A 25,809-nucleotide genomic window follows, 5' to 3' on the forward strand; every position below is an offset into this window, starting at 1 on the left:
TTTTCTAGTCAGGTGAATGAGATTCATGCACGCATAGCCGTATTGAACAAATTTACAGAATTAGGTCGTCCTCATACCCAAGTTGTCACTTGAATTCTGTTCAAATGAGCAGAGTGTTATCTTTTAAATCTTTGTGCAACAAAGCCTTTCTAAGTCAAAAATACGTTTGGATAGCATTTCTGTCTATTAGAATGATTTGCATACAATGTTCTGCTTTTTAGAACACAAAAGCAGAATGAATTGAAAAAATCAAAAGTTATGGCATGAAAATCGCTTAAGCATGGATAAGTACTTTGTAAACTGCCCGTGAGATTGAATAGCTGTATGTCGATTACCTTTTCCCGATTTTCTGAATATTTTATGGCTGTTGCCCGTACTGGCAGTTTACGTAAAGCCGCAGAACAGCTTTTTATTTCAGTCTCTGCAGTGCATCGGCAAATTATTCTTGCTGAAGAAGAGTTAGGCGTTGCTTTATTTGAGCGTTTACCGCAGGGGCTGAAGCTAACGTTAGCAGGTGAATTACTTTATGCTGATTTGCTTAAATGGCAAAAAGAATATCAGCTGACTCGAATTCGATTTGATGAAATTCAAGGATTAAGTCGCGGCAATATTGAAATGGGTTTTATTTCTGCCCTAAATGATGGTTTTGTCGTGGATTGTATTCAACGCATGGCTGAAAGCTATCCATGGATTAATCTCAATATCAGTATGAATAGCAGTGAAGAAATATCGAGAAAAATCATTGATGCAGAATTAGATTTTGGCATTATCTTAAATCCTAAAAGTCACAATCAATTAGAAATCTTATCCTTTATTGAAATTCCTTTAGGCTATGTTTTATCACCACATCACACCTTAGCCGGCATGGATAAAATCTATTTATCTGACACTTTAAATGAGCGTCATATCATGCCAAGTGAGCCCTTAGTCATCAGTGATTATGTACATACACTCTATAAACATCACAAATTTAATCCTATACAAAAGATAGAATGTAATGACATTAGAATGATAACATCATTAATTCAACAACAATTAGGCATTGGCTTAATGTCATATATGGATGCATTACCACTTTTAAACTCAAAAAAGATCGTATTTAAGCCCATTCGTGAAAAAGGTATGCATCGTTTAACCATTGCACTGTGCGTCGCTTCAAAACGTCAAACATCTCGTCTTTCACAAATAATGGTAAATTTATTGGTCGAAAAAATGGAAGAAATCAAATTGCAATTAAAGCAACTTCCTTAAACATTTAATCCTTTGCTCTTCAATCTAATGTTTCTAAATAGCTAAAAAAAAGCCAGTGTGAATATTCACACTGGCTGCTGAAAGCTAACCTTTTAGTTTTACATTTCTTTTTGTGTCTTACAGCTTAGTCGAGTGGATTACCGACAATGTTACTAATAATTCCCTTCATAATATGATTGCCTTGTTCTTTACGTAACTCTTCATACCACTCTCGGGTCACCGCTTCATCTTTCATATGTGTCACATCACAGCGCTTACGGGCACGAAGTACCAACTCATTGGCACGTTCATTACGCTTGTTCTGATAGCGACGTAAAGAATCTTGTAAACCTAAGGTATTAATTTGCAATGAACGTGCCAAATAGATAGCATCTTCCATCGCTTGGCAGCCGCCTTGACCAATATCAGGTGTTGTACTGTGCGCTGCATCACCTACAATCACCACTCGACCTTTGTAAAAATTGGCAAATGGTTCGATATCGTGAATTTCTACACGATTGGTCTTTTGCACATCGACTGCATCAATTAACTTTTGGACAGGCTCACACCATCCTTTAAAGTATTGTTTGAATAAAGCTTTGTATTGGCTACGATCATTTTCAAGACCAACAGCTAACGGCACATCAAAAAAGAAATAGAAACGATTATTCGCCACTGGCATCAGTGAAACACGTTTGCCTTCACCTACAAACGTTGTCCATTGATCTGCTGCGGCATAATCGTCTGAGACATCAACGAGACCATTCCAATTGACATAGCCTGCATAGCGTCGCTCAACTTGCTCACCTAAAACATAGGCACGAGTAATTGAGTGTGTACCGTCTGCACCCACCAATAGATCAGATTCTATTTCGCTACCATCTGCAAATTGAATTTTTACACGCTCTCCTTCTTCAACAAAAGAAATCATTTTCTTAGCTAGATGAATATCTTCACGACCAAATTCATCCATTAACATATTCTGAAGTTCCGCACGTGATACCGGATATGGTCGTTGCCCGACTTCTTCAATCAATGGATAAAGGCTAAACTGGGTCATCACATCGCCCGTCAGACCATCAATATAAGCAAGGTTATCCATTTTGCCGCCAAGCTTTTCAACTTGCTCTGTCAAACCCAAATAATTTAGACATTTCACACCGTTAGACCATAACGAAATAGCAGCACCCACCGGTAAAATTTGTTCTGCCTGTTCATAGATGGTTACTTGGTGTCCGAATTTTTTTAGTGCGATGCCTGTAGTTAGACCCGCCATACCTGCACCAATAATTGTAATTTCCATCTATAATTCCCCTGTGTTTTATAAGTTTCTAAGTCATAAAATGCTAAAAGCGTGCCATTTTTTATAAAGCGCCCTGAAAAAAATCCAAAGTTGGCACACGCTGTGCATCTAAACGCGTGTAAATGCTTGTTTTTATCGTTTGTTAAATTTTTTGTAGCACGATAGCGCAAAGCATGAATTTTGAAAGAAAATAGCGAATGGATTTAATATATGGCGACTTTATTAGCACCCGATTTTGATATTCCTGCACAATTACAGACACTTACCAATTTGGCAGATGACCGTATTGGTGCAAAAATTATTGAATGTTCAGATGAATTTTTCGCAGAAGCAAAACGTATGCTTCAATTTGACGCGCCAATTTTTGTTGAAGATAAATTCGATGACCATGGTAAATGGATGGATGGTTGGGAAACGCGCCGTAAACGTCACACAGGTTATGACTGGGCAATTATTCAATTGGGCGTAGCTGGGCATATTAAGGCTTTAGATATTGACACTACCTTCTTCACTGGGAATTACCCTGCTTCAGCTTCAGTTGAAGCCTGCTACGCCCCTGATGGCGATCTTGCTCAAGCTGAATGGTTGAACATATTAGAGAACAACGTACTTGGCCCAAGTCAGCATCATGTTTTGCCGATTACAGCTGACCAAGTTTTTACTCATGTGCGTTTAAATATTTTTCCTGATGGTGGTGTTGCTCGTTTTAAAGTGTATGGTGAAGTGAGCGTTCAACAACAAGATCACACTGCAACAATTGATTTAGTTGCTTTAGAAAATGGTGGACGTGTAATTGCTTATAGCGATGCACATTTTGGTCATCCACGTAATCTGATTAACCCAGGTCGCGGAATTAATATGGGTGATGGTTGGGAAACCAAACGTCGTCGTGCACCGGGCTTTGATTGGTGTATTTTGGCTTTGGGTCAAACTGGTGCAATTGAAAAAATTGATATCGATACGGCACACTTTAAAGGCAACTTTCCAGCCCAAGTCTCTATTCAAGCCGTATATGTTAAAGATGCAACTGATCCACAATTAATTCCACAAAGTATGTTCTGGCCATTTTTGCTTGAAGCACAAGACATGCAAATGGATCATATTCATAGCTTTGTAAACGAAATTTTGCAACATGAAAAGATCTCGCATATTCGCATTAATATGATTCCAGATGGTGGTATCAGCCGTATTCGTTTGTGGGGTAAAACCAAAAGCTAAATTGAAAGCTTGAATACTTTCTACATCGAGAAGGATAAGTACTGTGGTTTTATCCTTCTTCTCCTACACTTGATATAGACAATAAAAGAATTACACATGGTTCAAACAATTCAGCTACAGCCCCTGAGCATTGAAAACTTTGCCCCTTTTGGTGAGGTGATTTGCTGCGGAGGACAGGATTTTTTTCATATCAATGATGCACATACCGAGCGTTATCATGCCCTTGTAACCACTGAAATCTTCGGTGAAGCACATGCAGGTATTAGTATTTTTCGTAATATTAAACAGACAGAAATTCCTTTTTCGGTTTCGATGCTTGAGCGACATCCGAATGGCTCACAAGCTTTTATCCCGATGCAAGGTCAGGCTTTTTTAATTGTGGTGGCACCTGCATTGGATGATCAAACGCCTGATATTTCAAAACTCTGTGCTTTTATTTCAGATGGTACACAAGGTGTTAACTACCATGCAGGTACATGGCATCACCCTCTATTAACTTTAGAGGCGCCAAGTAACTTTGCCGTGGTTGATCGTATTGGTATTGGACATAATTGTGATGTTTATCAGTTTAATGAAGTACTCAATATCGTGGCATAAATTTAAACTATCATTGAAATTGAAACCTCAATTTAAAATTGTCTCAGAAATTAAAAGCCCCATCCGTGGGGCTTTTAAGTCTTGTGGGCTTTGTTGCACAAAGATTTAAAAGATAACACTCTGCTCATTTGAACAGAATTCAAGTGACAACTTGGGTATGAGGACGACCTAATTCTGTAAATTTGTTCAATACGGCTATGCGTGCATGAATCTCATTCACCTGACTAGAAAAACTCCTTGCTGTTAATTTATCACCTAATAGTTTGATGCAATGCATCTTGGTTTCAACTAAACTTCGACGATGATAACCAGACCATTTTTTCCAAAGCGTTCTTCCTAAACGTTTAACTGTTTTCAGTAACTCATTCCGCTCTAAAGATCTCAATTTCTGATCTTTCCATGGTTTTGCATTTTTTCTTGGCGGAATGAGCGCATGTGCATCTCGANAACTTCGACGATGATAACCAGACCATTTTTTCCAAAGCGTTCTTCCTAAACGTTTAACTGTTTTCAGTAACTCATTCCGCTCTAAAGATCTCAATTTCTGATCTTTCCATGGTTTTGCATTTTTTCTTGGCGGAATGAGCGCATGTGCATCTCGATCTAGAATGACTTGTCTGCAGTGCTTCGTGTCATAAGCACCATCGGTATAGACCGAATCAATTCGTTCATCTAAGGGAATTTGAGCAAGTAAATCACCGAGTACTTGCGAATCGCTCACATTATTTGTAGTAAGCTGTACTGCACGTATTTGCAAGGTTTCAGCATCGATGCCAATATGAAGCTTACGCCATTGGCGACGATATTCAGGTCCATGTTTCTTACGTTTCCACTCACCTTCACCTAGAAACTTTAAGCCAGTTGAGTCGACGAGTAGATGTAGCCCATCACTACTTTTTTGATAGCTAATCGCAATATCAATATGTTTTTGTCTTCGACAAAGCGTACTGTAATCTGGTGCGGTCCAATTTAATCCACAAAGTTTAATCAGACTTTGAACAAAACCTGTGACCATGCGTAAAGAGAGTCTAAATAAAGATTTGATCATTNTGATAGCTAATCGCAATATCAATATGTTTTTGTCTTCGACAAAGCGTACTGTAATCTGGTGCGGTCCAATTTAATCCACAAAGTTTAATCAGACTTTGAACAAAACCTGTGACCATGCGTAAAGAGAGTCTAAATAAAGATTTGATCATTAAACAGCATTGAATAGCCGTATCGGAGTAAGTTTGATTTCGACCTTGCTTGTTTTGTGGTTGTGCATACCACTGAGTGTTTGGATCAAACCAAATGGAAATGTTGCCCCGATTAATGAGAGCGCGATTATAGGAAGACCAGTTGGTTGTACGATAAGTTTTAGGAGTAGGTTTATTCATTTTGAAATTATAGGACTGAATAAACCTTATAGGCTAGGTTTGTGCAACAAAGCCTTTATTTTGAATAGCTTAGTGATGACTATCTATAACAATATTGCTGGTTTTATTCACTTCTTTACTTTTAAAAAAGTTTAGATGGTTAAACACAATATTTAATACGATGGCCATGAGGCACGTTGAACTAATACCTGAATGGAACAGGGTTTGTACCCATTTTGGGAAGTTCGCATAGAATGAGTGATCAATAATTGGAATCATACCTGCGGCAATTGCTGTAGCAACAATGATTAGGTTCTTTTGCTCACTATAATCAATTTTAGCTAAAGTACGAATACCACTTGCAGCCACTGTACCAAACAATACCAAACCTGCGCCACCCAATACCGGTACAGGAATTGCAGCAATCAAACGGCCCATAATTGGTAAAATACCCAATACAACTAAAATTAAGCCACCCGCTGCAACAACAAAACGGCTTTTTACACCAGTAATCGCGACCAAGCCTACATTTTGTGCAAAGGCACTTTGCATGAATGAGCCAAATATTGGTGCTGCCGCACTTGAAAGCATATCGGCACGTAGCCCATTGGTAATACGTTCAGCGTCGACTTTGGTACCGACAATTTCACCAACAGCGATAATATCAGCTGTAGTTTCAGTCATAATCACCAATGTCACAATTAGCATTGCAATAATGGCACTCAGTTCAAATGTTGGCATACCAAAGGCAAAGAAACTTGGGAATTGAATCCAATTGCCATTTGCGACTTTTGAGAAATCGCCAAAGCCCATCGCATATGCCAGCACTGTACCTAGCACAATTGCTAATAAGATGGATAAACGACGAATTGTAGCGTTTCGAGTAATATTCAGCACAATGACAATGGCTAAAGTTAGAAAAGCCAAACTAATATTTTCAGCACTGCCCCAATCAGGCGCTTTGCTATTTCCACCCATCATCCAACGTACTGCGACAGGTAGCAATGACAAACCAATCACGGTAATCACGCAGCCGGTCACGATTGGCGGGAAAAAACGAATAATTTTTGAAAAATATGGTGCTAAAAAGAAACCGATTAATGAAGCAACAATAACCGCACCATATACTGCCGAAAGCCCACCACCTGCAGTGACTATGGCAATCATCGTTGCCACACCAGCAAAGGATACGCCTTGAACTAGGGGTAATTTTGCACCGATGTATTTCACACCGACCGTTTGTAAAATCGTGGCTAAACCACCGACAAATAATGCTGCTGCAATTAATAAACCAATTTGTGCAGGTTCAAGTCCTGCGGCTGTACCAATAATCAGTGGCGGCGCAATAATACCGCCATACATCGTCAATACATGTTGTAAGCCATAAGCTAGGCTTTTCCCTGCACCTAAATATTCATGTTCTGGTGAAACTGTTTGATTTTGTTCTGTCATTTTTATATCCCCCGATCCGTTTTATGATGCTGTTTTTAGCTACCGCGATATGTTGAATAGGCAAAAGGGCTAATCAACAAAGGAATATGAAAATGCTGTGAGGCATCTTTTACTAAGAAATGAATTACTGCTTTTGGGAAAAAAGTTTCGGTATTAAGACTTTCAAAATAGTCCGCTGTGGCAAACTCTAAGCTATAGCTACCCGTAGAAAATTCGCTTAAACCAAAGTCGGTCACACGGCCATCTGCATTGGTTTGCCCTTCACCAAGTAACATACCGTCTGCATTGAATAATTTAATCAAGACATTGGCAGCAGGTTTCCCAAGATTTGTATCTAAAATATGTGAGCTGATCATGCACTTAGCTCCTGTTTTAATCTTAATAAGGCAATTTCAGCCAATTGATGATGGACAATACGCTTTTCAGTTTCTGGATTATTCAGCAGACGGTACTGCAATGCTTGTAATACATTTTCACTGCTTAAGCCTGAAGCTTTAATTAAGAAGATATAGCCGTACTTTTTTTCATAAGCGATGTTGCCTTTGAGCAATGCCATTTGTGTTTCTTCATCGGCTGAAATAGCGGATTGTTCACGGTTGGAAAAATTCTTTTCTAATTCAGAAAGTTCAGCTTGGGCTTTTTTTTCACCAATACGCGGGTGATTATCTAAAGCAGATTTAATTTCTTCCCACGACCATGTACGAGCAGCTTGAGCCGCGTATTCCAAAATACTGTCTAATGATGCATACGGACGCTGACTGAGCAGCTCATTCGCCCAGCTTTCAATTTGCACACAGTGCTTTAAAAATGTTTTTACATCGGCTTCGGATGCTTGATTAAATTCAACAAGTTGCACTATTAAATCGCCTAAAAATATTTAATGTTCGTTCAAAACATGTTTTGCAATATCAATGCCAATCCCTTATTTCTTAGACAAATTGCTTTTTATAGGCACAAAAAAAGAGGCGCTAAGCCTCTCTTTCTTCTTTATTTTTTTTATTACGGTGCATGGTGTTTTATCCAATGTTCTGCAATATCGGCACGACGACAAACCCATACTTTTTCATGCGATTGCACATAATCTAAGAATCTTTGTAGTGCTTTAAAGCGTCCTGGTCGCCCTAAAATACGACAGTGCATACCAATAGATAGCATTTTTGGCGCAGTTTCACCTTCGGCATATAACACATCAAAGGCATCTTTAAGGTATTGATAAAATTGCTCACCACTATTAAAACCACCCGGCGAGCAAAACTTCATATCATTACTTTCAAGTGTATATGGAATGATTAAATGCGGACGTGTTGCACCATCTACATTCGTCACTGTGCTCCAAAATGGTAAGTCATCGCCATAATAGTCACAGTCATATTGAATCTGAGGAAATTCAGCAAGTAATTTTCGAGTATTCGGGCTATCACGTCCGGTATACCAACCGATTGGTGTTTTACCAAATAGCGTTTCAAGCACGCTAATAGCTTGATCCATATGTTGGCGTTCTTGTTCGATTGGCATATCTTGATAATGCAACCAACGTTGACCATGCGATACGACATCATAATTGGCTGCTTTAATCGCTTCCACAATGTAAGGATTGCGTGCCAAAGCCATACCCACACCGAAAATGGTCATGGGGAGTTGGCGTTTTTTAAACTCTTGGTGAATGCGCCAAAAGCCCGCTCGTGAGCCATATTCGTACATGGAATCCATCGACATGTGTTTGTCTGGAAAACTGGCCGCGCCAATAATATCTGACAAAAACTGTTCTGAACCTGCATCACCATGTTCTACATGGTTTTCACCGCCTTCTTCATAGTTCAATACAAACTGAACCGCGACACGAGCACCATTTGGCCATTCCACTTTGGGTGGTTCTCCATGATAGCCAATCAGATCTCTGGAATAGTCTTGTTGTTGAATCTGGTCTATCAGATCTTGCCCACGTAAATATGTTGCTGTCACATCCACTTCCTAATTTGTTATATCAAACAGTCAAAAAATAGAATGAATTAAGCAATTAGTGCGCCAAAACTTAGTATACAAGTTTTATTTCCTTTCTAAAGGAACGACAACTGATGACGCGTGCATATTGAGCATCTAACTTTATAAATTTAATAGGCTTTGTTGCACAAACATTCAAAAGCTAAACTTCTTCCAAGTTATCTAAATTTAAGTGGCAACTTGGGTGTGAGGTCGGCCTAAATCTGTAAATTTATTTAATACGGCCACACGTGCATGAATCTCATTGACTTGGCTTTGAAAGTTTCTCGCACGGAGTTTATCGCCTAATAATTTGATGCAATGCATCTTGGTTTCTATCAGACTTCTGCGATGATAGCCTGACCAATTTTTCCATATTGTTCTTCCTAAACGTTTAACTGTTCGAAGTAATTCATTTCGCTCTAGCGAGCTGGTCTTTGTATCTTTCCAAGGTTTCGCATTTTTTCTTGGCGGAATCACCGCATGTGCTTGTCGGTCTGCAATTACTTGACGGCATTGCTTGGTGTCATAAGCCCCATCAGTATAGACAGAGTCAATCTGCTCATCTTGTGGAATCTGATCGAGTAAATCACCAAGCACTTGTGAATCACTCACATTATTTGTAGTGAGTTGAATAGCGCGTATTTGAAGGGTTTCAGCATCTATACCAATATGAAGTTTACGCCATTGGCGACGATATTCAGGTTGGTGTTTCTTACGCTTCCATTCACCTTCGCCTAGAAACTTTAAGCCAGTAGAATCGACGAGTAGCTGGAGACCATTACTGCTTTTTTGATAGTTAATTGCAATATCAATATGCTTTTGTCTTCTGCAGATGGTGGAATAGTCTGGTGCTGTCCAATCTAATCTACAAAGATGAATGAGACTTTGCACAAAGCCAGTGACCATGCGTAAAGAAAGACGAAATAAGGATTTGATCATTAAACAGCATTGGATGGCTGTATCTGAATAAGTTTGATTTCGACCATGTTTACCTTTGGGTTGAGCGTACCATTGAGTCTTGGGATCAAACCAAATTGAGAGATTTCCTCGATTTATTAATGCACTGTTATAAGAAGACCAATTGGTTGTACGATAGATTTTAGGTGTGGGCTTATTCATTTGAGAATTATATTGTGGAATAAGCCTTTAGAGATAGGTTTGTGCAACAAAGCCGATTATATTCAAGCACATGAGAATGTTTGGATTTGTCGACGAGGGGATATTGCTGAACATTGGTATCAGCATCATGCGGAATAAGGAACCTGTCTGAGTTCAATTATACGTTTAGAAATAATTAACTTATGCAACAACATCCAAAATGCTATCTATGCAGAGTTTCTAGGAAATGAAGTGGAAATTTTTTAGATGGATGGGGGGCTTCATCTTTTTTCTGTATAGGCAAATCAGACAGACTATATTTGTTTAGGAGAGTGATGGTAGCCCATAAAATTGTGTGAAAAATACAACTCGCCAATGGTACTGGCGTGAAAAGATACTTTAATAGTGCAACTCACTTATTTATTATTTTTTATTTGAAATTAAATAATTAGGTTTTAATTTTACCCTAAATATTTTGATCTCCATTAGAAAATAAATGTTGGTTCAAAAATTGCTTCTATGTTTGTTGTGGTGCAATTTTGCATGCAGGAATAAATTTTGAATCAATTTAGGTCAAAAGTAATACCAGATAAAGTAAAGCATGGAGAAAAAATGGAAATTTATACTCAACGATTAGAAGCAGTTACAGAAAATTGTGACTTTGATGTCATTGAGCTGACTTTCGATACGCGCCAAAAGAGCCGTTTTCGTGCAACTTTAAAAAATGGGGTAGATATTGGTGCAGATTTGCCGCGCACAGGCATTTTACGCAGTGGATCATATATTTCGACGGAAAGCGGAAATATTCTTAAAGTTGAAGCGAAACCAGAAAAACTGATGAAAGTTTCGGCACAGCAAGAATTTGATTTATTAAAAGCTGCATATCATCTCGGCAATCGTCACGTTCCCTTAATGTTGACGCCAACAGCATTATATTTCGAACCAGATCATGTACTGGCTGAAATGGTAGTGGGTTTGGGATTAAACGTTGCAGAGGTAGATCATCCTTTTGAACCAGAAAGCGGTGCTTATGCACAACATCAACATGATCATCGCTTAAGCCCAATCAAGACTTTACATCATGTCCATCACTAATCCGTCACAACTACTCAGCTTGTTGACCTTGTCATCAACTGCGTTACCGATAGGGGCATATTGCTATTCGCAAGGTGTGGAAAGTGCCATTGATCGAGGGCTGATTCATGATGAAGCCTCCAGCATTGCTTATTTTGAAGAAGTGCTGGAAATGCTCTTGGTTCGCTTTGAGTTGCCAGTGCTGAAACGTTTAATGCAATACAGTGATGACGAAGTAAATTTTACTTACTGGGCAAACTTTTACCGCGCCAGCCGTGAGAGTAAAGAGCTACTGGCAGAATCGAAACAGTTGGCATTTTCTTTAAATGCATGGATTAGAGACGTATTAAAGCAACCCGTTAAAGTGAAAAAACAGCTGGGCTTTGTTCCAGTGTATGGAAACCTGTGTGGCACCTTGGGGCTAAATCAAACAGAAGTACTCACGGCTTATACCTTTACCCTTTTAGAAAATCAGGTCTTGGCGGCAGTTAAAACCGTACCGCTTGGACAGATGAGTGGTCAGCGTATTTTGTGGCATTTACATGCGCTTATTCCCGCAGCAATTACGCGTGCGCTGGCATTGCCAGACACAGAAATCAGTAGTGCTTTACCGCAATATGCCATGCTCAGTATGCACCACGAGACCCAATATTCAAGACTATTCAGATCATAATTTTAAGAGGAAAAAACATGTCACAACGTAGCCCATTACGTGTAGGAATTGGTGGACCAGTCGGGTCGGGTAAAACAGCGCTGACCTTGAATTTATGTCAGGCCTTGCGTGAAAAATATAATATGGCGGTCGTCACCAATGACATTTATACCAAAGAAGATTCAAACTTTTTAACCCGCAATGAAGCCATGTCTCCAGAGCGTATTGTTGGGGTGGAAACAGGTGGTTGTCCGCATACTGCCATTCGTGAAGATGCGTCTATTAACCTCGCGGCAATTGATGATTTATGTGAAAAGTTTGATGGGCTTGAGCTGATTATTATTGAAAGTGGTGGAGATAATTTGGCAGCGACATTTAGTCCTGAGCTTTCAGATTTAACCCTGTATGTGATTGATGTGGCGGGGGGAGAAAAGATTCCACGTAAAGGTGGTCCAGGCATTACCAAATCCGATTTGTTGATTATCAATAAAACCGACTTGGCACCAATGGTCGGCGCAAACCTAAGTGTGATGGACCAAGATGCTAAACGTATGCGTGGCGATAAGCCGTTCTTGTTTAGCAATATGAAAACCAAAGAAGGTTTGGAAATTATTATTTCGTTCATTGAAAAACAAGGTCTATTCAAAGCTTAATTCGGGGAAACACCATGACTTATTTAAAAAGAACTTTAGCCACTTTCGCCGCAGCTTTTCCAATGTGGGCAATGGCACATCCCGGACATGAACAACAGAATAGTTTCTTGACGGGCTTTATTCATCCATTTACTGGAATTGATCACCTCACAATGGCAATCGCTTTTGGTGTGCTGCTGTGGTCAGCGGCTAATCGTTGGAAAGTAGGCGGATTGTTGGGTTTAGTTGTGGCCATGATTGCGGGTTTTAGCCTTGGGCAGTTGCATATCGTTTCCGCAAATATTGCTGAATACGGCATTGTTTTCTCCTTATCTGTTCTTGCCATTGCCCTATGGACCAAAGCCAATCGACTGTTTGCAGTTGCGACTATGGTTTTAGCAAGTTTTCATGGTATGGCGCATGGTGCCGAATTGAGTCATTCAGGTCATGTGATCGGTTTAGTCTTCGGCATGGTTGTTGCTATGTCTTGTATCTACGCAGGTGGCTTGGGTTTAGGTGCATTGGTACAAAAATATGTGCCACATGGTAAGAAAATTGTCGGTGGAATTGCCGCAGTTGTTGCATTGATTGGTTTGGCTTAATGATTTTTAGGTCGTTTTGATGAACAAATTTCAGCACAGCAAATTATTGGTATTGATCACGCAGAGGAAGCATGCAGGATTTAACCGTCAGTCGAACGCATGATGCTCAATTATGGTTTGCCAAGTTGGAACTCGGTTTTCAGGCTCAAAAAGAGCCTGAATGCACGGTGTTACATCACCGCAAACATTATGGTCCTGTGCGGGTACAAAAAATGCTTTGGCCTGAAAAAACAGGGGTTTGCCATGCCATTATTGTGCATCCACCTGCGGGCATTGCGGGTGGGGATCACCTGACTTTTGATATGTCTGTCGATGCGCAGGCTCATGCCTTAGTGACCACCCCGGGCGCAGGTAAATGGTACAAAACCAATGGTAAAAAGGCCTATCAGCATATCAATATTTGTTTGAATGCTGATGCTATTTTTGAATGGCTGCCGCAAGAAACCATGCTGTTTAATGGTGCGAATGCGCATTCAGAAACCATCATTCATTTGGATCATGCAGCCAGTTTTATTGGTTGGGACATGTTGGTCATTGGTCGCCAAGCACGTGAAGAGCAATTTAGTGATGGTGCCTATAGCAACCAGTTCAAATTGTTCCGTAATCAAACTTTGTTGGTGGCAGATACTTTAAGTTTTAAGGGCAATGACCGCTGGTTAAGTTCATGCCTAGGCATGCATGGTCAATCTGTGATGGGGAGTTTCTGGGCCGTGCCCCCCATGCAATATCGTGCCAGTCTAGATTTAGAACAGTATTTGGATTTAATCCGTGAACTGATGATGCGTATGGATGTACCTGTCACCTTAACGGTTTTGGATGATGTGATTTGTGCGCGCTATTTGGGGAATGATGTTCGGCAATGTCATGATGCTTTTGCTGCCATCAGAGCGAAATTAAGACGCTATTGGTACGATCTGGATGAAGAATTCCCACGTATTTGGAGAACTTAAATTCATTTTAGCCTGTAATTTCAAGACCAAATGACACAACGATTTTTGGTCATGTATAGCTCATGAGCGAAGCATCTCCACGTTTAAATAGGTAAAAGATATGGAATTAAATCCAACAGAAAAAGACAAACTTTTAATTTTTACCGCGGGCTTGGTTGCAGAGCGCCGTAAAGCACGTGGTTTAAAGCTGAATTATCCTGAAGCGATTGCGTATATTTCTGCTGCCTTGCTTGAAGGTGCACGCGATGGCATGAGCGTAAGCGAGCTGATGCACTACGGCACGACTTTACTGAGCCGCAATGATGTGATGGATGGCATCGCAGAAATGATTGTTGAAGTCCAAGTTGAAGCAACCTTTCCAGATGGTTCAAAACTGGTGACTGTACATCAACCGATTATGTAAAGAACTATAAGGAATAAAGATGATTCCAGGTGAAGTAATTACGTCAGATCGCGATATTGAGTTAAATGTTGGACGTGAAACCCTAAAAATAACGGTTGCGAACGCTGGGGATCGACCAATTCAAATTGGTTCGCATTTTCACTTTTATGAAGCCAATGATGCTTTGCAATTTGAGCGCGAGCGTGCCAAAGGCTACCGTTTGAATATTGCTGCGGGCACCGCAGTACGGTTTGAGCCGGGTCAGAGCCGAGATGTCGAATTGGTGGCACTAGCAGGAAAGCGTGAAGTGTATGGTTTTGCGGGTCGAGTGATGGGGAAACTTGACTAAGTCGGGCCATCAAAATCTTTTAAGAATTTAGAGTAATCTATGATGAAAATGTCACGTCGTGCATATGCGGAAATGTTCGGACCAACCGTAGGGGATCGTGTTCGTTTGGCGGATACGGAACTGTTTATTGAAGTCGAACAAGACCTGACCACTTATGGTGAAGAAGTTAAATTCGGTGGTGGTAAAGTCATTCGAGACGGCATGGGGCAATCCCAATTGTTGGCAGATGATGTTGCCGATACCGTCATTACCAATGCACTTATTGTCGATTGGTGGGGCATTGTGAAAGCCGATGTCGGTTTAAAGAATGGTCGTATCTGGAAAATTGGTAAGGCGGGAAATCCTGACATACAACCCAATATCACCATTCCGTTGGGAGCGGCCACGGAAGTGATTGCGGGGGAAGGTCAAATTCTAACTGCAGGCGGCATTGACACGCATATTCACTGGATTTGCCCGCAACAGGTAGAAACTGCACTCATGTCAGGTACAACCACTATGATTGGTGGCGGAACAGGTCCAGCAGCAGGGACATCCGCAACCACAGTGACACCGGGACCATGGCATATTGCGACCATGTTGCAAGCCATCGATGATTTACCTATGAATATTGGGCTATTGGGCAAAGGAAATTTGAGTTTGCCCGATCCTGTCCGCGAGCAGATTGAAGCAGGTGTGGTGGGTTTAAAACTGCATGAAGATTGGGGTTCAACCCCTGCTGCCATTGATAACTGTTTGACTGTCGCGGATGAATATGATGTGCAAGTCGCAATTCATACTGATACTTTAAACGAGAGCGGCTTTTTAGAAGAAACGTTGGCGGCATTTAAACAGCGTACCATTCACACCTATCATACTGAAGGTGCAGGTGGTGGTCATGCGCCTGATATTTTAAAAGCCATTGGTCAGGCCAACGTGTTGCCATCTTCAACCAATCCGACGCGCCCATATACGGTTAATACCATTGATGAGCATTTGGACATGCTGATGGTATGTCATCATTTAGATCCTGCGATTTCAGAAGATGTTGCATTTGCCGAAAGTCGAATTCGTCGTGAAACCATTGCCGCGGAAGATATTTTGCAAGATTTGGGCGCAATTTCCATGATGTCGTCTGATTCACAGGCAATGGGGCGTGTGGGCGAAGTGATTATTCGTACATGGCAAACCGCACATAAAATGAAAGTGCAGCGTGGACCGCTAGAAGGTGATACGCCACATACCGATAATCAGCGGGTTAAACGTTATATTGCGAAATATACAATTAATCCAGCCATTACCCACGGTTTGAGTCATGAAGTCGGCTCGGTCGAAGAAGGTAAGCTGGCAGACTTGGTGCTGTGGAAACCTGCATTTTTTGGTGTTAAACCTGCCATGATTATTAAAGGCGGTATGATTGCAGCAGCACCAATGGGGGATATTAATGCGTCCATTCCAACGCCGCAGCCTGTGCACTACCGTCCCATGTTTGGCGCAAATGCCCGCGGTGTGCATAACACCTGTATTACCTTCTTGTCTCAGGCAGGAATTAATAATGGTGTAGCGGAAAAATTAGGTCTGAAAAAAATCATTTCTGCATGTAAAAACACACGTAATATTTCAAAAGCCGATATGAAGCACAACACCTATACACCAGTGATGGAAGTTGATTCGGAAATCTACGAAGTACGGGCAGATGGCATACATTTGACCTGTGAACCAGCAGAATTATTGCCAATGGCACAGCGTTATTTCTTGTTTTAATTAATTATCTTGCTTAAAAGCCAGCCAATCAATCTCTCACGAGTTTAAAGTCTTAAATCCATAACGTGAATAAACTCCTTTATGGATTTTTGGCTAATGATTCTATTTACTAAGCATGAGTATTTAGGATACCCAAACTAGTTTTAACTAACTGGCATGTCCTTTCAGGCTTTGTTGCACAAAGATTTTAAAATTAGAACAGCTCTAAGCTAATTAAAACGTAATCATTCGATGAATACCTTACTAGATTTCAGGCAGGTTTCCAGTTATGTGGCAGCAGCTCTCACCATTATGGAAGTATGCTCTGACTTTTAGCGGCGTAATATTTATTTTTTGGTATGGCTATCAATCTGCAATATCAGCTTGAGGGAAGATAATGTACCTAGAGTTAGAAAATTTAGAAATTGCTCAAAGTTGGTTAAAGATCGTTTTTATGGCGATGGCTATCACTTAACCGTACCGAATTTGTCGGAAACTTATTTAAGCAAATTTCATACCTAAATTGTCGATTAAATTTGAGTGGATTGCGATAGCTCAATTTTTTAAATCTTTATGCAACAAAGCCTTATGAACTTAAAGTATCATGTTCTAAATTTAACATAATCTATATTATGCGAAATCAGTTTTGTTAGAAACCATTTAAAGTGTCTGTATTCTCACCAATAAAAATGTCCGCTTTTAGAATATACGCTTTTGCGATTTTCTTAGCGGACGGTTTGATATGTTGGTGTCTATGTCGGATAAAGAACTTAAACGAATGCAGCTTCCAGATTTATTGCTCCATTGATCTTTCATGGTTCATGTAATCGCAGCTCTTTTGCTGGGTGGCTTGAATATTTGCTGAAAAGCTTAACTAAAGATAAAAATGGTCAGTACCAAAAGCACTTACTGATTTTAGATAACGCATCGATTCATAAAGGTAAAGAAATTGATGGATTAGCTCTCCGATACAATGCCAGACTCATGTATTTACCGACATATAGTCCAAATCTAAACCCAATTGAAAAAGCATGGTCTGTACTCAAAAGAAAAGTCAGAAATATTGTCAGTCAACAAGAAAAATCGATTAGAGAAGCCTTGGATATAGGATTTAAGTTAATGTAGTTTATAATAATTATTTATATTATCCAAAACAAATAATACTGATTTTTAGAAACGCATACCACTCTTTGTTATTTTAAATAAAAAGGCCTGAGTTATTAAAATTTTAATCCAAGAAAATAATATTTAAATGTAACAACCCAAAATATAATACTCTTATTTAATTAAATTACTTCGTAAAGATAATTAATTTGATCCTACTTATGCCATCTTCCAAACTCCCAAAAAAGCATAACTAAAAATAATCACAGATCGACTTCAAAAAAAATACAAACTATTCACACATAAAAAAATCATCCAAAAATAGATCAAAAAATATCCATTACTACCGTTACACAGCAAAAAAAATTTCAATACATACTTTTTTTGGTGTTTTTAGCCGTTCAATACATACCGAAAAAATTTCAATACATACTTTTTTGATGTTTTTAGCCGTTCAATACATACCGAAAAAATTTCAATACATACTTTTTTGGTGTTTTTAGCCGTTCAATACATACCGAAAAAATTTCAATACATGCTTTTTTGGGTGTTTATAATTAAATAACTCTCATATTTACATACAGTAATTATGTGTTCCATATATTCAAATATTTTCTTGCCAATTTTCATTTAAATCAATATTTACTATAAATTAATAAAGCAGAGTTATTGAAATTTTCAATATTAAATTATAGCTGATTACACATAGGAGAATATTATTTTTAGTAATAAATTTTTAAATATTATCTTTAATAGACCTCTTTCATAAATTATTTTCTACTCAAATCTAAATTATAGATTCCAGCGATTAAATTGAATCTCAAAACCAAGTCGTTTAACTCTATTTCGGTAACGTTCAGCAAGGATTTTAAAGGTCTTAAGGCGACCAAATACATGCTCAATCCCGATTCTTCTTTTATTGATTTCCTGATTATAGATTTTGAGTTCAGGATCCAATTTACAGCTCCTTTTGGCTTTTAATGGCAATAGGCTATTAGGATACACAGCATAAATTCCCTAGTAGCCTTTATCTGCGAGAATAAAAGCCCCAGAAGGAATCTGGCTTAAATTTCATTTGAATAGTTCGAAATCATGCACCGTACCGCGATCAGTATATAAGCTCAGAATTTTCTGTGTCTTATAATGAATGATGGCCTGTATTTTAAAGGTATGCGTCTTTTTTCTTGCCACTATAGCTTTTCTTCTGTTTTTTTAGGCCTTTGAATTGGAATTTCTGTGGCATCTACGATCACAACATTCCAGTCTATGCCTTCACCTTCGGGAAAATTCCTCGGTAAATTAAACAGATTGGACTGAATCAGGTAATCTTCAACATGACGTACAATCCTTGAGGCTGTTGACTCTGAAACCCCGTAACTCGTAGCAATGTGAAATAAAGTTCGGTATTCCCGCCAATAGCTCAGACAGAGAAGAACCTAGTCTTCCAGGCTTAACTTGGGTGGTCTGCCTTTAGCTGAAACATGCTTCTGCATCAGCAAACCCTCTATCGTTCAGTCGAGTTTATTCAGCGGTATTATTGGCATCCAAACTATACTATTGCCAATAAAAAAATTTCAATGGCATCAAGAAATGCTAGTTTCCATTGATTGGAATGAATTGGCACGAATTGGAATTATGATGGCTGATTTTGACTCAACAAATAATTGTATTACCAATAAAAATATACTCATTGGCATCTAAAACATGTTTATATGCCTGAATCTTACAAATTAAGCACCGCTGTTATTGAGACCAAAATGGCTCAGTTTGTAGGTTGGTACAATACTGAAGTAGATCAACTCAACCCGACTGAGCTAGCAGCCAAAGTACATGCTGACTTTGTAGGCATACATCCATTTATTGATGAATTTAGAATTGATGAAGGCAGGTTATCCGCCCCTGTGTAATTAAAGTGGAAAACCGCTTGGTTATTATGAAGCATTTGATCAATGGATGGCTCATAGCAAAACCGAACCTTTCGTGCAGTTAGTTGCGGATTCTGTACTAGAAGGCTTTAAGCCTTATCAGCTGGTTTTAGGAATTTAATCCCCAATCCGACGAATGGAGTTGTTTTTTTCCACTGCTGTTTTTACCATCTTGATTATGTTACAAAATCAAGATGAACAAATAAAATGAATGAATATCAGCATGGTGGTGCCCGTGAAGGTTCTGGTCGAAAACCGGTTCATGAAGGCCCAACCAAAGTGATCCGGGTTCCTGAAGCCCGTATACTGGAAATCAGGCAGTATCTGGATCAGGTAAAAAAACCGGCCCGCAATGATGTTGCTTCGATTACTCCGGTTGAAGCCAGAACACATTATGAGATTCCGGTTGCCTTGCAAAAGGTGGCTGCAGGTTTCCCTTCCCCAGCCCAAGACTATATCGACAAGACCCTGGATCTGAACGAGTTCCTGATCCAGAACCAGCAGGCTACCTTTATCGTTGAGGTGGAATCGCTTTCCATGCGCGATGCCGGGATTGATCTGAAGGACAAGCTGATCGTGGACCGCAGTATTGAGCCCAAGCATGGTGATATTGTTCTGGCCCTGATCGACAATGATTTCACCATCAAACGACTGATGATTGAAGGCGACAAACGCTGGTTACAGGCGGAAAACCCGGATTATGCGGATATCCATTTGAAAGACGGTCAGACCCTGCTGATCTGGGGTGTAGTCACCAGTGTCATCAAGAAGTTCAGATGAACAGCCACGAGCGGATTTATGCCCTGATCGACATCAACAACTGTTATGTCAGTTGTGAACGGGTGTTTAATCCCAGCCTGAATCACCGTCCAGTGATTGTGCTGAGCAATAATGATGGTTGTGCAGTGGCCCGCAGTAATGAGGCCAAAGCCCTGGGCATCAAGATGGGTGTTCCGTTGTTTCAGGTTCAGGACATTGTCCGGCAGCATCAAGTGGTGGTGCTGTCGAGCAACTATGCCCTGTATGCGGAAATGTCCAATCGCTTCCATTCGATTTTGGCCGGTTATGTGGCTCCGTATGAACAGGAAATCTATTCGATTGATGAATGTTTTCTGGATTTAACCAGTTATGCACAGCATTTTGACTTGACCCGCTATGCCAGAGAGATGAAACAGCGGATCTGGGACTGGATCGGGTTGCCGGTATCCATCGGGATTGGTCGCAGCAAGACCGAAGCCAAGCTAGCCAATCACCTTGCCAAGAAATGGCCTGGCTTTGCAGGCGTATGCAATGTGCTGGAGCTGGATTATCTGGATCAGGAAACGCTGTATGCCGGAATTGAGGTGGGTGAAGTCTGGGGTGTGGGACGTAAGCTGGTCAAAAAGCTGAACCAGATGGGCATCCATTCGGTACTGGATCTGGCCATGCAGGATGCGCATCGCATGGGAAGTTTGTTTTCAGTGCTGATGCAGCGCACGGTGCTGGAATTACAGGGCATCTCCTGTTTGCAACTGGAGGATGCTCCTGCACCCAAGCAGCAGATTGTGGCTAGCCGCTCCTTTGGAGAACGGATTACCGAGCTGGATGATCTGAAAGAAGCCATGGGTAAGTATGTGCAAGATGCAGTCATGCGCTTGCGTGCGGATGCCTCGCTGTGTGGCTGTATCATTGCTTTCGTGCAATCCAATCCTTTTGATCAAAACACAGCGTATTACAGCAAATCGTTGGCCTTTGAATTCCCGGAACCCACGGACTGTGTACTTGATCTGATTCATGCTGCGATGCAGTTACTGCAAGGCATCTATAAGCCAGAGGTAAAGTATAAAAAATGTGGGGTGATTCTGACCGGTCTGGTCAGCAAGACCCGCTATGTGCCTGATCTGCTTACAGACCATCGCCAGCGTGAAAGCAACGAACAGCTGATGCAGGCTTTAGAAGCCGTGCAAGCCAGATATGGCAAGACTAAACTGGCAGTGGGATCGTGTTATTTACCACAGCGGAAATGGTCGATGAACCGGACACATCTGACCCAGAACTATTTCAGCTGGCAGGGATTATTGAAAATTACCCATTAAGCCATCACCCCTTTTTAGGTTAAACAGGTGACAATTAACAACCGGACATCTATCCAGCCCCCCTATTGCGGACGGATCGCTGCTGGGAAGATACTCATATCGCTATGGTAAAACATTGAGCTCATCATATTGCAAGCAACTCAGGAGGCTTAAATCGCATGGCTAAAACAACAAAGGACGAAATCCCTGTAGAAGAATCAGCTCAAGCCAGTGAAGTTTCTGACAAAGTAACGGAAGCTAGAGCGTTATTGGGCAAGCAAATGTCCGCAAACCTGATTGCGATCGCAGAACTGACCCATACCCCGATTCCACACATGCAGGTAGATGAACACGGGGTTTTTCACGAGATTCAAAGAACTGATAGGTAGAGCTGCGTGGATTGCAGGAACGGACGGTATTCTCCTGTTCAATCGGTCGAGTGCTCAGATCCAGTTTGATCGTTATCGTTCAGTGCGGTTTTTTTGTCCCTAATGCATGGTTTTATACAGTTAATTACCGCAATCTGTACTCAACAGGCTAGACGCTTTATGGTCCTTAGGCTTTTTTTCTATTCCTTAAAGGTGTCATTCAGCGCCTGCTGAACGGCATCAATCCTTGATTTGCAGGCTTTGTAGGCGATCATCGATTCTTCAACGATCGCCATCAGATTATCAATATCCGGTTCTTCCTGCGATTCCAGCAATTCGGCATTCTTCCTGAGAATCTCGTAGCCCTGCTTAAAACTTAGTTGTTCATTGTTCATGTGTGCTTACCTGTGTCACGGTGGCATCAATCATGCCATCCTGGAGTTCGATCTGGAGTTGCTGGCCAGTGATTTGTTGCACCGAGCGGATGGCTTTGCCCTGACTGCGGACAATTGCATAGCCCTTGGCCATCACGTTTCGTGGATTCTGTAGCAAGGTTTCCCGCATCAGGGATTCGGTCTGCTGGGCAGCCCGCCGGAGTTGTTGCTGGGCAAAATACAGGGTATCGCTTTTTAAGAGATCAACACTACGCTGCGCATCATTGAGCTGGCTTTGTGCCAGAGTTTGGATGGTTTTCAGGTACTGATCGTTCTGGCTTTGATAGGCGGTCAGCTGATGCTGGGACAGCAGTTTGATGGTCTGCAGTGCCGTACTGGCTTCATTGACCCGTTCGACAATCAGGTTGCGGATCCCGGCGATGACTTTACTCGGGGTATCAAAGGAGCGGTGCGCGATTTCATCCAGGATGGTGCGGTCCTTTTCATGGCCAATGCCCACCCAGATTGGCACTGTTCTTTTGCATAACAGCGCAGCCAGATCATAGTCGTTCAGATAGGCCAGATCATTGACTGCCCCGCCCCCGCGGATGATCACAATCAGGTCGGGAGCGCTTTGGTACGCTTGAGCCCACTGCCTCAATGCACTGGCCAGAGCCTGCATAATACTGCCGGGGGCGGTATTGCCCTGGAAGGTGGCTGCATGATAAACGAAATGGCAGACACCCGCCTGAGCCAGGGCATCGGCATCTTTTTTGAAGTCCCCCAGCCCGGCGGCATTTTCCGGGGCGATGACCAAGACGTTCTGCAAATCAAAAGGTGTCGGTAGCTGTTTGTTGTGATTGAGCAGACCTTCCTGAGTCAGGCGTTGCAGGATCTGCTGATAGCGCTTGGCAATGTCACCCAGGGTAAAACTGGAGTCGATGTCTTCAATATTGACCGAGAAGCCGTATTGCGGATCAAATTTAGCTTTGACCTTGATCAGGACATTCAAATCCTTGGAAAGTTCAATGCCGCTTTCCCGTTCAAACCTTAGTACGATTTTTTGTGCGGTAAATTTCCAGAGGGTGCCTTTACAGCTGGCAATCACTTTATGGCTGTCTTCATCTTTCTCTGCCAGCTCCAGATAGTAATGCCCGCCTTTGATACTCAGGTTACGGATCTCGGCTTTGACCCATACCGCCTCATCGAAAGTCAGCTGGATGACTTCCTGTACGGTGGTCAGGTATTCACTGAGACTGAGTTGGGTTTCTGACATGAAAGAAAATACGGAATGCGGTCATTTGATCCTACAAAATAACAGCTTTCATTTCAAAGCATAGAATTGTTTGGAAAATCCAGAGTGTTGCTGTGTACGTCCACAAGCTGCTGAAAGCCTCTCATCAGGAATTGACTATTTTGCGCTGAGGATAAACGGGGCAGACTTCAATTTTTGTCCAGTAAATGCATCAGCTGCTTGATGGCGTCATTTGCAGGACGAGGATTTTCCAAGCACATCTATCAGCATGGTGTGATCTGCCGCATTCCCCTGCACCCCAGGGTTGGATTTCAGCACATCTTCTGCCCGTTCTAAAGAGGCATAAAGGATAAAATCACTGACACTGATGACCAACAGGTTTGCGGCCTGCTCAATCACTTTTTTCGTATCAGCCGTGATTTGAATATTGATCTGTTCAGTTGCCAGGTGAGCCATATTTTTTGCAGAGCGTGGCGTAGCTACTGTCTCATGCTTACTGATCATATCGGCTACAACCTCGGCAACAAAATCAACAATTCCTGAGAACGCTTTAGACTAATCTACGTCAAGCCAGGACAATGCGGGGAACTCGGCACATAAACCGACATATGCATTATCTTCTGCCGACCATGTGACACGGTAAGTATATTGTTTACTGGGCACTGTTGCAAATAGAGATTTGAGTCGATGATGTTCCCTTTAAAAAGTACTTAGAGACCGAAAACCCTGTTGATTAGACACACTTCACTCTGAGATAGTCGTGTGATCAACATTCACACCACGTTCAGAAAGCATTTCCCGAAGTTCACGTAGCTAATGCCATATTACAATACCAGCACACAGCCCAAAGAATGATTTCGCCCTAAAAATGCCGACAATGGAAGAGATTCATATACTGAACTTTTAGCTAAAAAACTATTTTGCTTATCATCAATCGCTATTTGCAACAGTGCCATAAATTATGGCTCTTACTTTTTACGAAGTAAGTGTTTTACTTTATGTACAGAATACTGTACAATTAAAATTACTAAGACAATGATGATTGTTAATCGGTGGCTATAAATGCATGTATTTACATATACAGATGCTCGCAATAACCTGAAAACGGTTTTAGACCGTGTTATTGATGATGCAGATGTAGCTGTTATTACACGTAAAGAAGGTCAACATGCCGTTGTTATGGGTCAAGACTATTACGATAGTTTGATGGAAACATTGCATCTCATGTCTTCTCCAAGTAATGCAGCACATTTAGCAAAATCAATTGCAGAATTACGAGCATCTAAAACGATCGAAAGAGAACTTTTAGATGAAACGGAAGACTAGTTTTACACCTTCAGCTTGGGATGATTATGTTTACTGGCAAAGCCAAGACAAAAAGACTCTAAAGCGAATCAATGCCTTAATCAAGGAGTGTCTGAGAACTCCATTTGAAGGTATTGGTAAGCCTGAACCATTACTCGGTGATTTATCTGGGTTTTGGAGCAGACGAATAGATGAAAAGAATAGACTAGTCTATGAAGTAACAGACGCAGCGATAACGATTATTTCATGTCGTTACCACTACGAATGAACAAGAAGCCCTTACTCAACTAGTGTAGGGGCTTTTTTATTTGATTTGAATTTGTATTTCATCTAACGTTTCTTGGGAAATATCTTCTGCTACATCATAAGAACGATCATCAGGATGTTCGTAGTCATCTGGGTCTTCATCATATAAACCAATACCTGTATCTGGCTGACCATAAATATCAAAAACTATGTGGTTAGTCATAGTTGGACCGTCATAATCGGTATTAAGATCTAAGGCAATAATATTATTATCATCATCACGGACAGTATTAACACTAACCTCTTCAATAGGTACTACTAAGCCGTTATCAAATTTAATATCAGCAGGTAATATAATTTTTTTATCTGAATCTTCAAAAACTTTTTTAGACATGAAAATTTACCAAAAATCGAACGGAGTAGTATCAATAGCACAGAGCAATTGAAACGGCACTGTTGCAAATAACCACGAATGGTAAGCTGAAGACTGTTTTAGCTAAAGGTGCAGCATATGAATCCTTTCCATGGTCGGCATTTTCAGGGCGAAATCATTCTTTGGGCTGTGCGCTGGTATTG

General features: G+C 40.9%; 31 protein-coding genes and 4 pseudogenes. 18 read left to right on the forward strand and 17 right to left on the reverse strand.

The window, feature by feature from the left end; genetic code table 11:
• Positions 1–324: 324 nt before the first annotated feature.
• The gene (locus H4I94_RS14820) at positions 325–1,251 is read left to right on the forward strand and encodes a LysR family transcriptional regulator (RefSeq protein WP_000028740.1); all 927 of its coding nucleotides are present in this window, start codon (positions 325–327) and stop codon (positions 1,249–1,251) included.
• A 124-nt stretch (positions 1,252–1,375) separates the two neighbouring features.
• On the opposite strand, the gene hpxO is transcribed toward H4I94_RS14820, so the two are convergent.
• Positions 1,376–2,533 (reverse strand): FAD-dependent urate hydroxylase HpxO, encoded by a 1,158-nt coding sequence (gene hpxO / locus H4I94_RS14825; RefSeq protein ID WP_000406591.1) that lies wholly within the window; start codon positions 2,531–2,533, stop codon positions 1,376–1,378.
• A 210-nt stretch (positions 2,534–2,743) separates the two neighbouring features.
• On the opposite strand from hpxO, the gene alc reads away from it, so the two are divergent.
• Complete coding sequence (gene alc / locus H4I94_RS14830) at positions 2,744–3,751, forward strand: allantoicase (protein WP_000212598.1); 1,008 nt, start codon at positions 2,744–2,746, stop codon at positions 3,749–3,751.
• 96 nt (positions 3,752–3,847) lie between these two features.
• Complete coding sequence (locus H4I94_RS14835; protein ID WP_000250866.1) at positions 3,848–4,348, forward strand: ureidoglycolate lyase; 501 nt, start codon at positions 3,848–3,850, stop codon at positions 4,346–4,348.
• A gap of 139 nt (positions 4,349–4,487) precedes the next feature.
• Here H4I94_RS14835 and H4I94_RS14840 read toward each other — a convergent pair whose 3' ends face one another.
• From H4I94_RS14840 to H4I94_RS14870, 7 genes and pseudogenes are all read right to left on the reverse strand, one after another.
• Positions 4,488–5,396: an IS5 family transposase gene (locus H4I94_RS14840; protein WP_261183600.1), complete on the reverse strand. Its 909-nt coding sequence runs from the start codon at positions 5,394–5,396 to the stop codon at positions 4,488–4,490.
• A 22-nt stretch (positions 5,397–5,418) separates the two neighbouring features.
• Positions 5,419–5,727: pseudogene (locus H4I94_RS14845) on the reverse strand (transposase); the annotation flags it as partial.
• A gap of 69 nt (positions 5,728–5,796) precedes the next feature.
• Positions 5,797–7,158 carry a nucleobase:cation symporter-2 family protein gene (locus H4I94_RS14850; RefSeq protein WP_000139429.1) on the reverse strand — a complete coding sequence of 454 codons (1,362 nt, stop codon included), beginning with the start codon at positions 7,156–7,158 and terminating at the stop codon, positions 5,797–5,799.
• 35 nt (positions 7,159–7,193) lie between these two features.
• Complete coding sequence (gene uraH, locus H4I94_RS14855; protein ID WP_000625767.1) at positions 7,194–7,514, reverse strand: hydroxyisourate hydrolase; 321 nt, start codon at positions 7,512–7,514, stop codon at positions 7,194–7,196.
• On the reverse strand, positions 7,511–8,014 hold the full coding sequence (uraD, locus tag H4I94_RS14860) for a 2-oxo-4-hydroxy-4-carboxy-5-ureidoimidazoline decarboxylase (RefSeq protein WP_001177702.1): 504 nt from the start codon (positions 8,012–8,014) through the stop codon (positions 7,511–7,513). Before uraD ends, uraH begins: the two co-directional genes overlap by 4 nt.
• 143 nt (positions 8,015–8,157) lie before the next feature.
• Positions 8,158–9,120 carry an allantoinase PuuE gene (puuE, locus tag H4I94_RS14865; RefSeq protein WP_000127611.1) on the reverse strand — a complete coding sequence of 321 codons (963 nt, stop codon included), beginning with the start codon at positions 9,118–9,120 and terminating at the stop codon, positions 8,158–8,160.
• Positions 9,121–9,327: 207 nt separating this feature from the next.
• Positions 9,328–10,260, reverse strand: coding sequence for an IS5-like element ISAha1 family transposase (locus tag H4I94_RS14870; RefSeq protein ID WP_004637176.1), 933 nt, complete (start codon positions 10,258–10,260; stop codon positions 9,328–9,330).
• Positions 10,261–10,851: 591 nt separating this feature from the next.
• Between H4I94_RS14870 and ureE the strand changes: the two genes are divergently transcribed.
• The 9 genes from ureE (at position 10,852) to H4I94_RS14915 (ending at position 17,727) form a co-directional block, all read left to right on the forward strand.
• Positions 10,852–11,334, forward strand: coding sequence for an urease accessory protein UreE (gene ureE / locus H4I94_RS14875; protein ID WP_005100601.1), 483 nt, complete (start codon positions 10,852–10,854; stop codon positions 11,332–11,334).
• Entirely contained in the window at positions 11,321–11,986 is a 666-nt protein-coding gene (locus H4I94_RS14880; RefSeq protein ID WP_005100599.1) for an urease accessory protein UreF, read from the forward strand. The genes ureE and H4I94_RS14880 overlap by 14 nt, the downstream gene beginning before the upstream one ends.
• A 17-nt stretch (positions 11,987–12,003) precedes the next feature.
• Positions 12,004–12,618, forward strand: coding sequence for an urease accessory protein UreG (gene ureG / locus H4I94_RS14885; RefSeq protein WP_005100598.1), 615 nt, complete (start codon positions 12,004–12,006; stop codon positions 12,616–12,618).
• A 14-nt stretch (positions 12,619–12,632) separates the two neighbouring features.
• A complete protein-coding gene (locus H4I94_RS14890; protein WP_005100597.1) occupies positions 12,633–13,199 on the forward strand; it encodes a HupE/UreJ family protein in 567 nt (188 codons plus the stop codon).
• A gap of 71 nt (positions 13,200–13,270) precedes the next feature.
• On the forward strand, positions 13,271–14,149 hold the full coding sequence (locus tag H4I94_RS14895; RefSeq protein ID WP_005100596.1) for an urease accessory protein UreD: 879 nt from the start codon (positions 13,271–13,273) through the stop codon (positions 14,147–14,149).
• 100 nt (positions 14,150–14,249) lie between these two features.
• A complete protein-coding gene (gene ureA, locus H4I94_RS14900; RefSeq protein ID WP_000422459.1) occupies positions 14,250–14,552 on the forward strand; it encodes an urease subunit gamma in 303 nt (100 codons plus the stop codon).
• Positions 14,553–14,571: 19 nt separating this feature from the next.
• Complete coding sequence (locus H4I94_RS14905; RefSeq protein WP_005100595.1) at positions 14,572–14,880, forward strand: urease subunit beta; 309 nt, start codon at positions 14,572–14,574, stop codon at positions 14,878–14,880.
• 42 nt (positions 14,881–14,922) lie between these two features.
• Positions 14,923–16,623 carry an urease subunit alpha gene (gene ureC, locus H4I94_RS14910; protein ID WP_026056539.1) on the forward strand — a complete coding sequence of 567 codons (1,701 nt, stop codon included), beginning with the start codon at positions 14,923–14,925 and terminating at the stop codon, positions 16,621–16,623.
• A gap of 783 nt (positions 16,624–17,406) precedes the next feature.
• Complete coding sequence (locus tag H4I94_RS14915) at positions 17,407–17,727, forward strand: transposase (RefSeq protein ID WP_261183603.1); 321 nt, start codon at positions 17,407–17,409, stop codon at positions 17,725–17,727.
• Positions 17,728–18,498: 771 nt separating this feature from the next.
• On the opposite strand, the gene H4I94_RS14920 is transcribed toward H4I94_RS14915, so the two are convergent.
• Both H4I94_RS14920 and H4I94_RS14925 read right to left on the reverse strand, forming a co-directional pair.
• Complete coding sequence (locus tag H4I94_RS14920) at positions 18,499–18,711, reverse strand: transposase family protein (protein ID WP_261183604.1); 213 nt, start codon at positions 18,709–18,711, stop codon at positions 18,499–18,501.
• A 185-nt stretch (positions 18,712–18,896) separates the two neighbouring features.
• Positions 18,897–19,130 carry a transposase family protein gene (locus tag H4I94_RS14925; RefSeq protein ID WP_261183612.1) on the reverse strand — a complete coding sequence of 78 codons (234 nt, stop codon included), beginning with the start codon at positions 19,128–19,130 and terminating at the stop codon, positions 18,897–18,899.
• 318 nt (positions 19,131–19,448) lie between these two features.
• Between H4I94_RS14925 and H4I94_RS14930 the strand changes: the two are divergent.
• The 4 genes and pseudogenes from H4I94_RS14930 to H4I94_RS14945 all read left to right on the forward strand — a co-directional run.
• Positions 19,449–19,752 (forward strand): annotated as a pseudogene (locus tag H4I94_RS14930) (Fic family protein); the annotation flags it as partial.
• Positions 19,753–19,838: 86 nt separating this feature from the next.
• Positions 19,839–20,411 (forward strand): LexA family protein, encoded by a 573-nt coding sequence (locus H4I94_RS14935; RefSeq protein WP_261183605.1) that lies wholly within the window; start codon positions 19,839–19,841, stop codon positions 20,409–20,411.
• Positions 20,408–21,706 (forward strand): Y-family DNA polymerase, encoded by a 1,299-nt coding sequence (locus H4I94_RS14940; RefSeq protein ID WP_261183606.1) that lies wholly within the window; start codon positions 20,408–20,410, stop codon positions 21,704–21,706. The genes H4I94_RS14935 and H4I94_RS14940 overlap by 4 nt, the downstream gene beginning before the upstream one ends.
• 158 nt (positions 21,707–21,864) lie before the next feature.
• Complete coding sequence (locus H4I94_RS14945) at positions 21,865–22,074, forward strand: hypothetical protein (RefSeq protein WP_261183607.1); 210 nt, start codon at positions 21,865–21,867, stop codon at positions 22,072–22,074.
• A 179-nt stretch (positions 22,075–22,253) separates the two neighbouring features.
• Here the strand turns inward: H4I94_RS14945 and xseB are convergent, their stop codons facing one another.
• From xseB to H4I94_RS14970, 6 genes and pseudogenes are all read right to left on the reverse strand, one after another.
• A complete protein-coding gene (gene xseB / locus H4I94_RS14950; protein WP_261183608.1) occupies positions 22,254–22,448 on the reverse strand; it encodes an exodeoxyribonuclease VII small subunit in 195 nt (64 codons plus the stop codon).
• Positions 22,438–23,703, reverse strand: coding sequence for an exodeoxyribonuclease VII large subunit (gene xseA / locus H4I94_RS14955; RefSeq protein WP_261183609.1), 1,266 nt, complete (start codon positions 23,701–23,703; stop codon positions 22,438–22,440). The genes xseB and xseA overlap by 11 nt, the downstream gene beginning before the upstream one ends.
• 207 nt (positions 23,704–23,910) lie before the next feature.
• Positions 23,911–24,138, reverse strand: a complete 228-nt coding sequence (locus H4I94_RS14960; RefSeq protein ID WP_314732924.1) for a DUF1778 domain-containing protein — start codon at positions 24,136–24,138, stop codon at positions 23,911–23,913.
• A gap of 3 nt (positions 24,139–24,141) precedes the next feature.
• A pseudogene (locus H4I94_RS16270) lies at positions 24,142–24,345 on the reverse strand (antitoxin HicB); the annotation flags it as partial.
• Positions 24,346–24,435: 90 nt separating this feature from the next.
• Positions 24,436–24,538: pseudogene (locus H4I94_RS14965) on the reverse strand (IS6 family transposase); the annotation flags it as partial.
• Entirely contained in the window at positions 24,507–24,638 is a 132-nt protein-coding gene (locus tag H4I94_RS14970; protein ID WP_261183611.1) for a hypothetical protein, read from the reverse strand. The gene H4I94_RS14970 and the pseudogene H4I94_RS14965, both read right to left, overlap by 32 nt.
• A 106-nt stretch (positions 24,639–24,744) precedes the next feature.
• Between H4I94_RS14970 and H4I94_RS14975 the strand changes: the two genes are divergently transcribed.
• Complete coding sequence (locus H4I94_RS14975) at positions 24,745–25,008, forward strand: type II toxin-antitoxin system Phd/YefM family antitoxin (RefSeq protein WP_005264105.1); 264 nt, start codon at positions 24,745–24,747, stop codon at positions 25,006–25,008.
• Complete coding sequence (locus H4I94_RS14980; RefSeq protein ID WP_005264103.1) at positions 24,992–25,255, forward strand: Txe/YoeB family addiction module toxin; 264 nt, start codon at positions 24,992–24,994, stop codon at positions 25,253–25,255. Before H4I94_RS14975 ends, H4I94_RS14980 begins: the two co-directional genes overlap by 17 nt.
• A gap of 36 nt (positions 25,256–25,291) precedes the next feature.
• On the opposite strand, the gene H4I94_RS14985 is transcribed toward H4I94_RS14980, so the two are convergent.
• Positions 25,292–25,627: a hypothetical protein gene (locus H4I94_RS14985; RefSeq protein WP_005264101.1), complete on the reverse strand. Its 336-nt coding sequence runs from the start codon at positions 25,625–25,627 to the stop codon at positions 25,292–25,294.
• Positions 25,628–25,809: the final 182 nt, after the last annotated feature.

Origin of the sequence: Acinetobacter sp. T_3_1, assembly GCF_025377055.1 — a bacterium.
GTDB lineage: Bacteria > Pseudomonadota > Gammaproteobacteria > Pseudomonadales > Moraxellaceae > Acinetobacter > Acinetobacter kookii.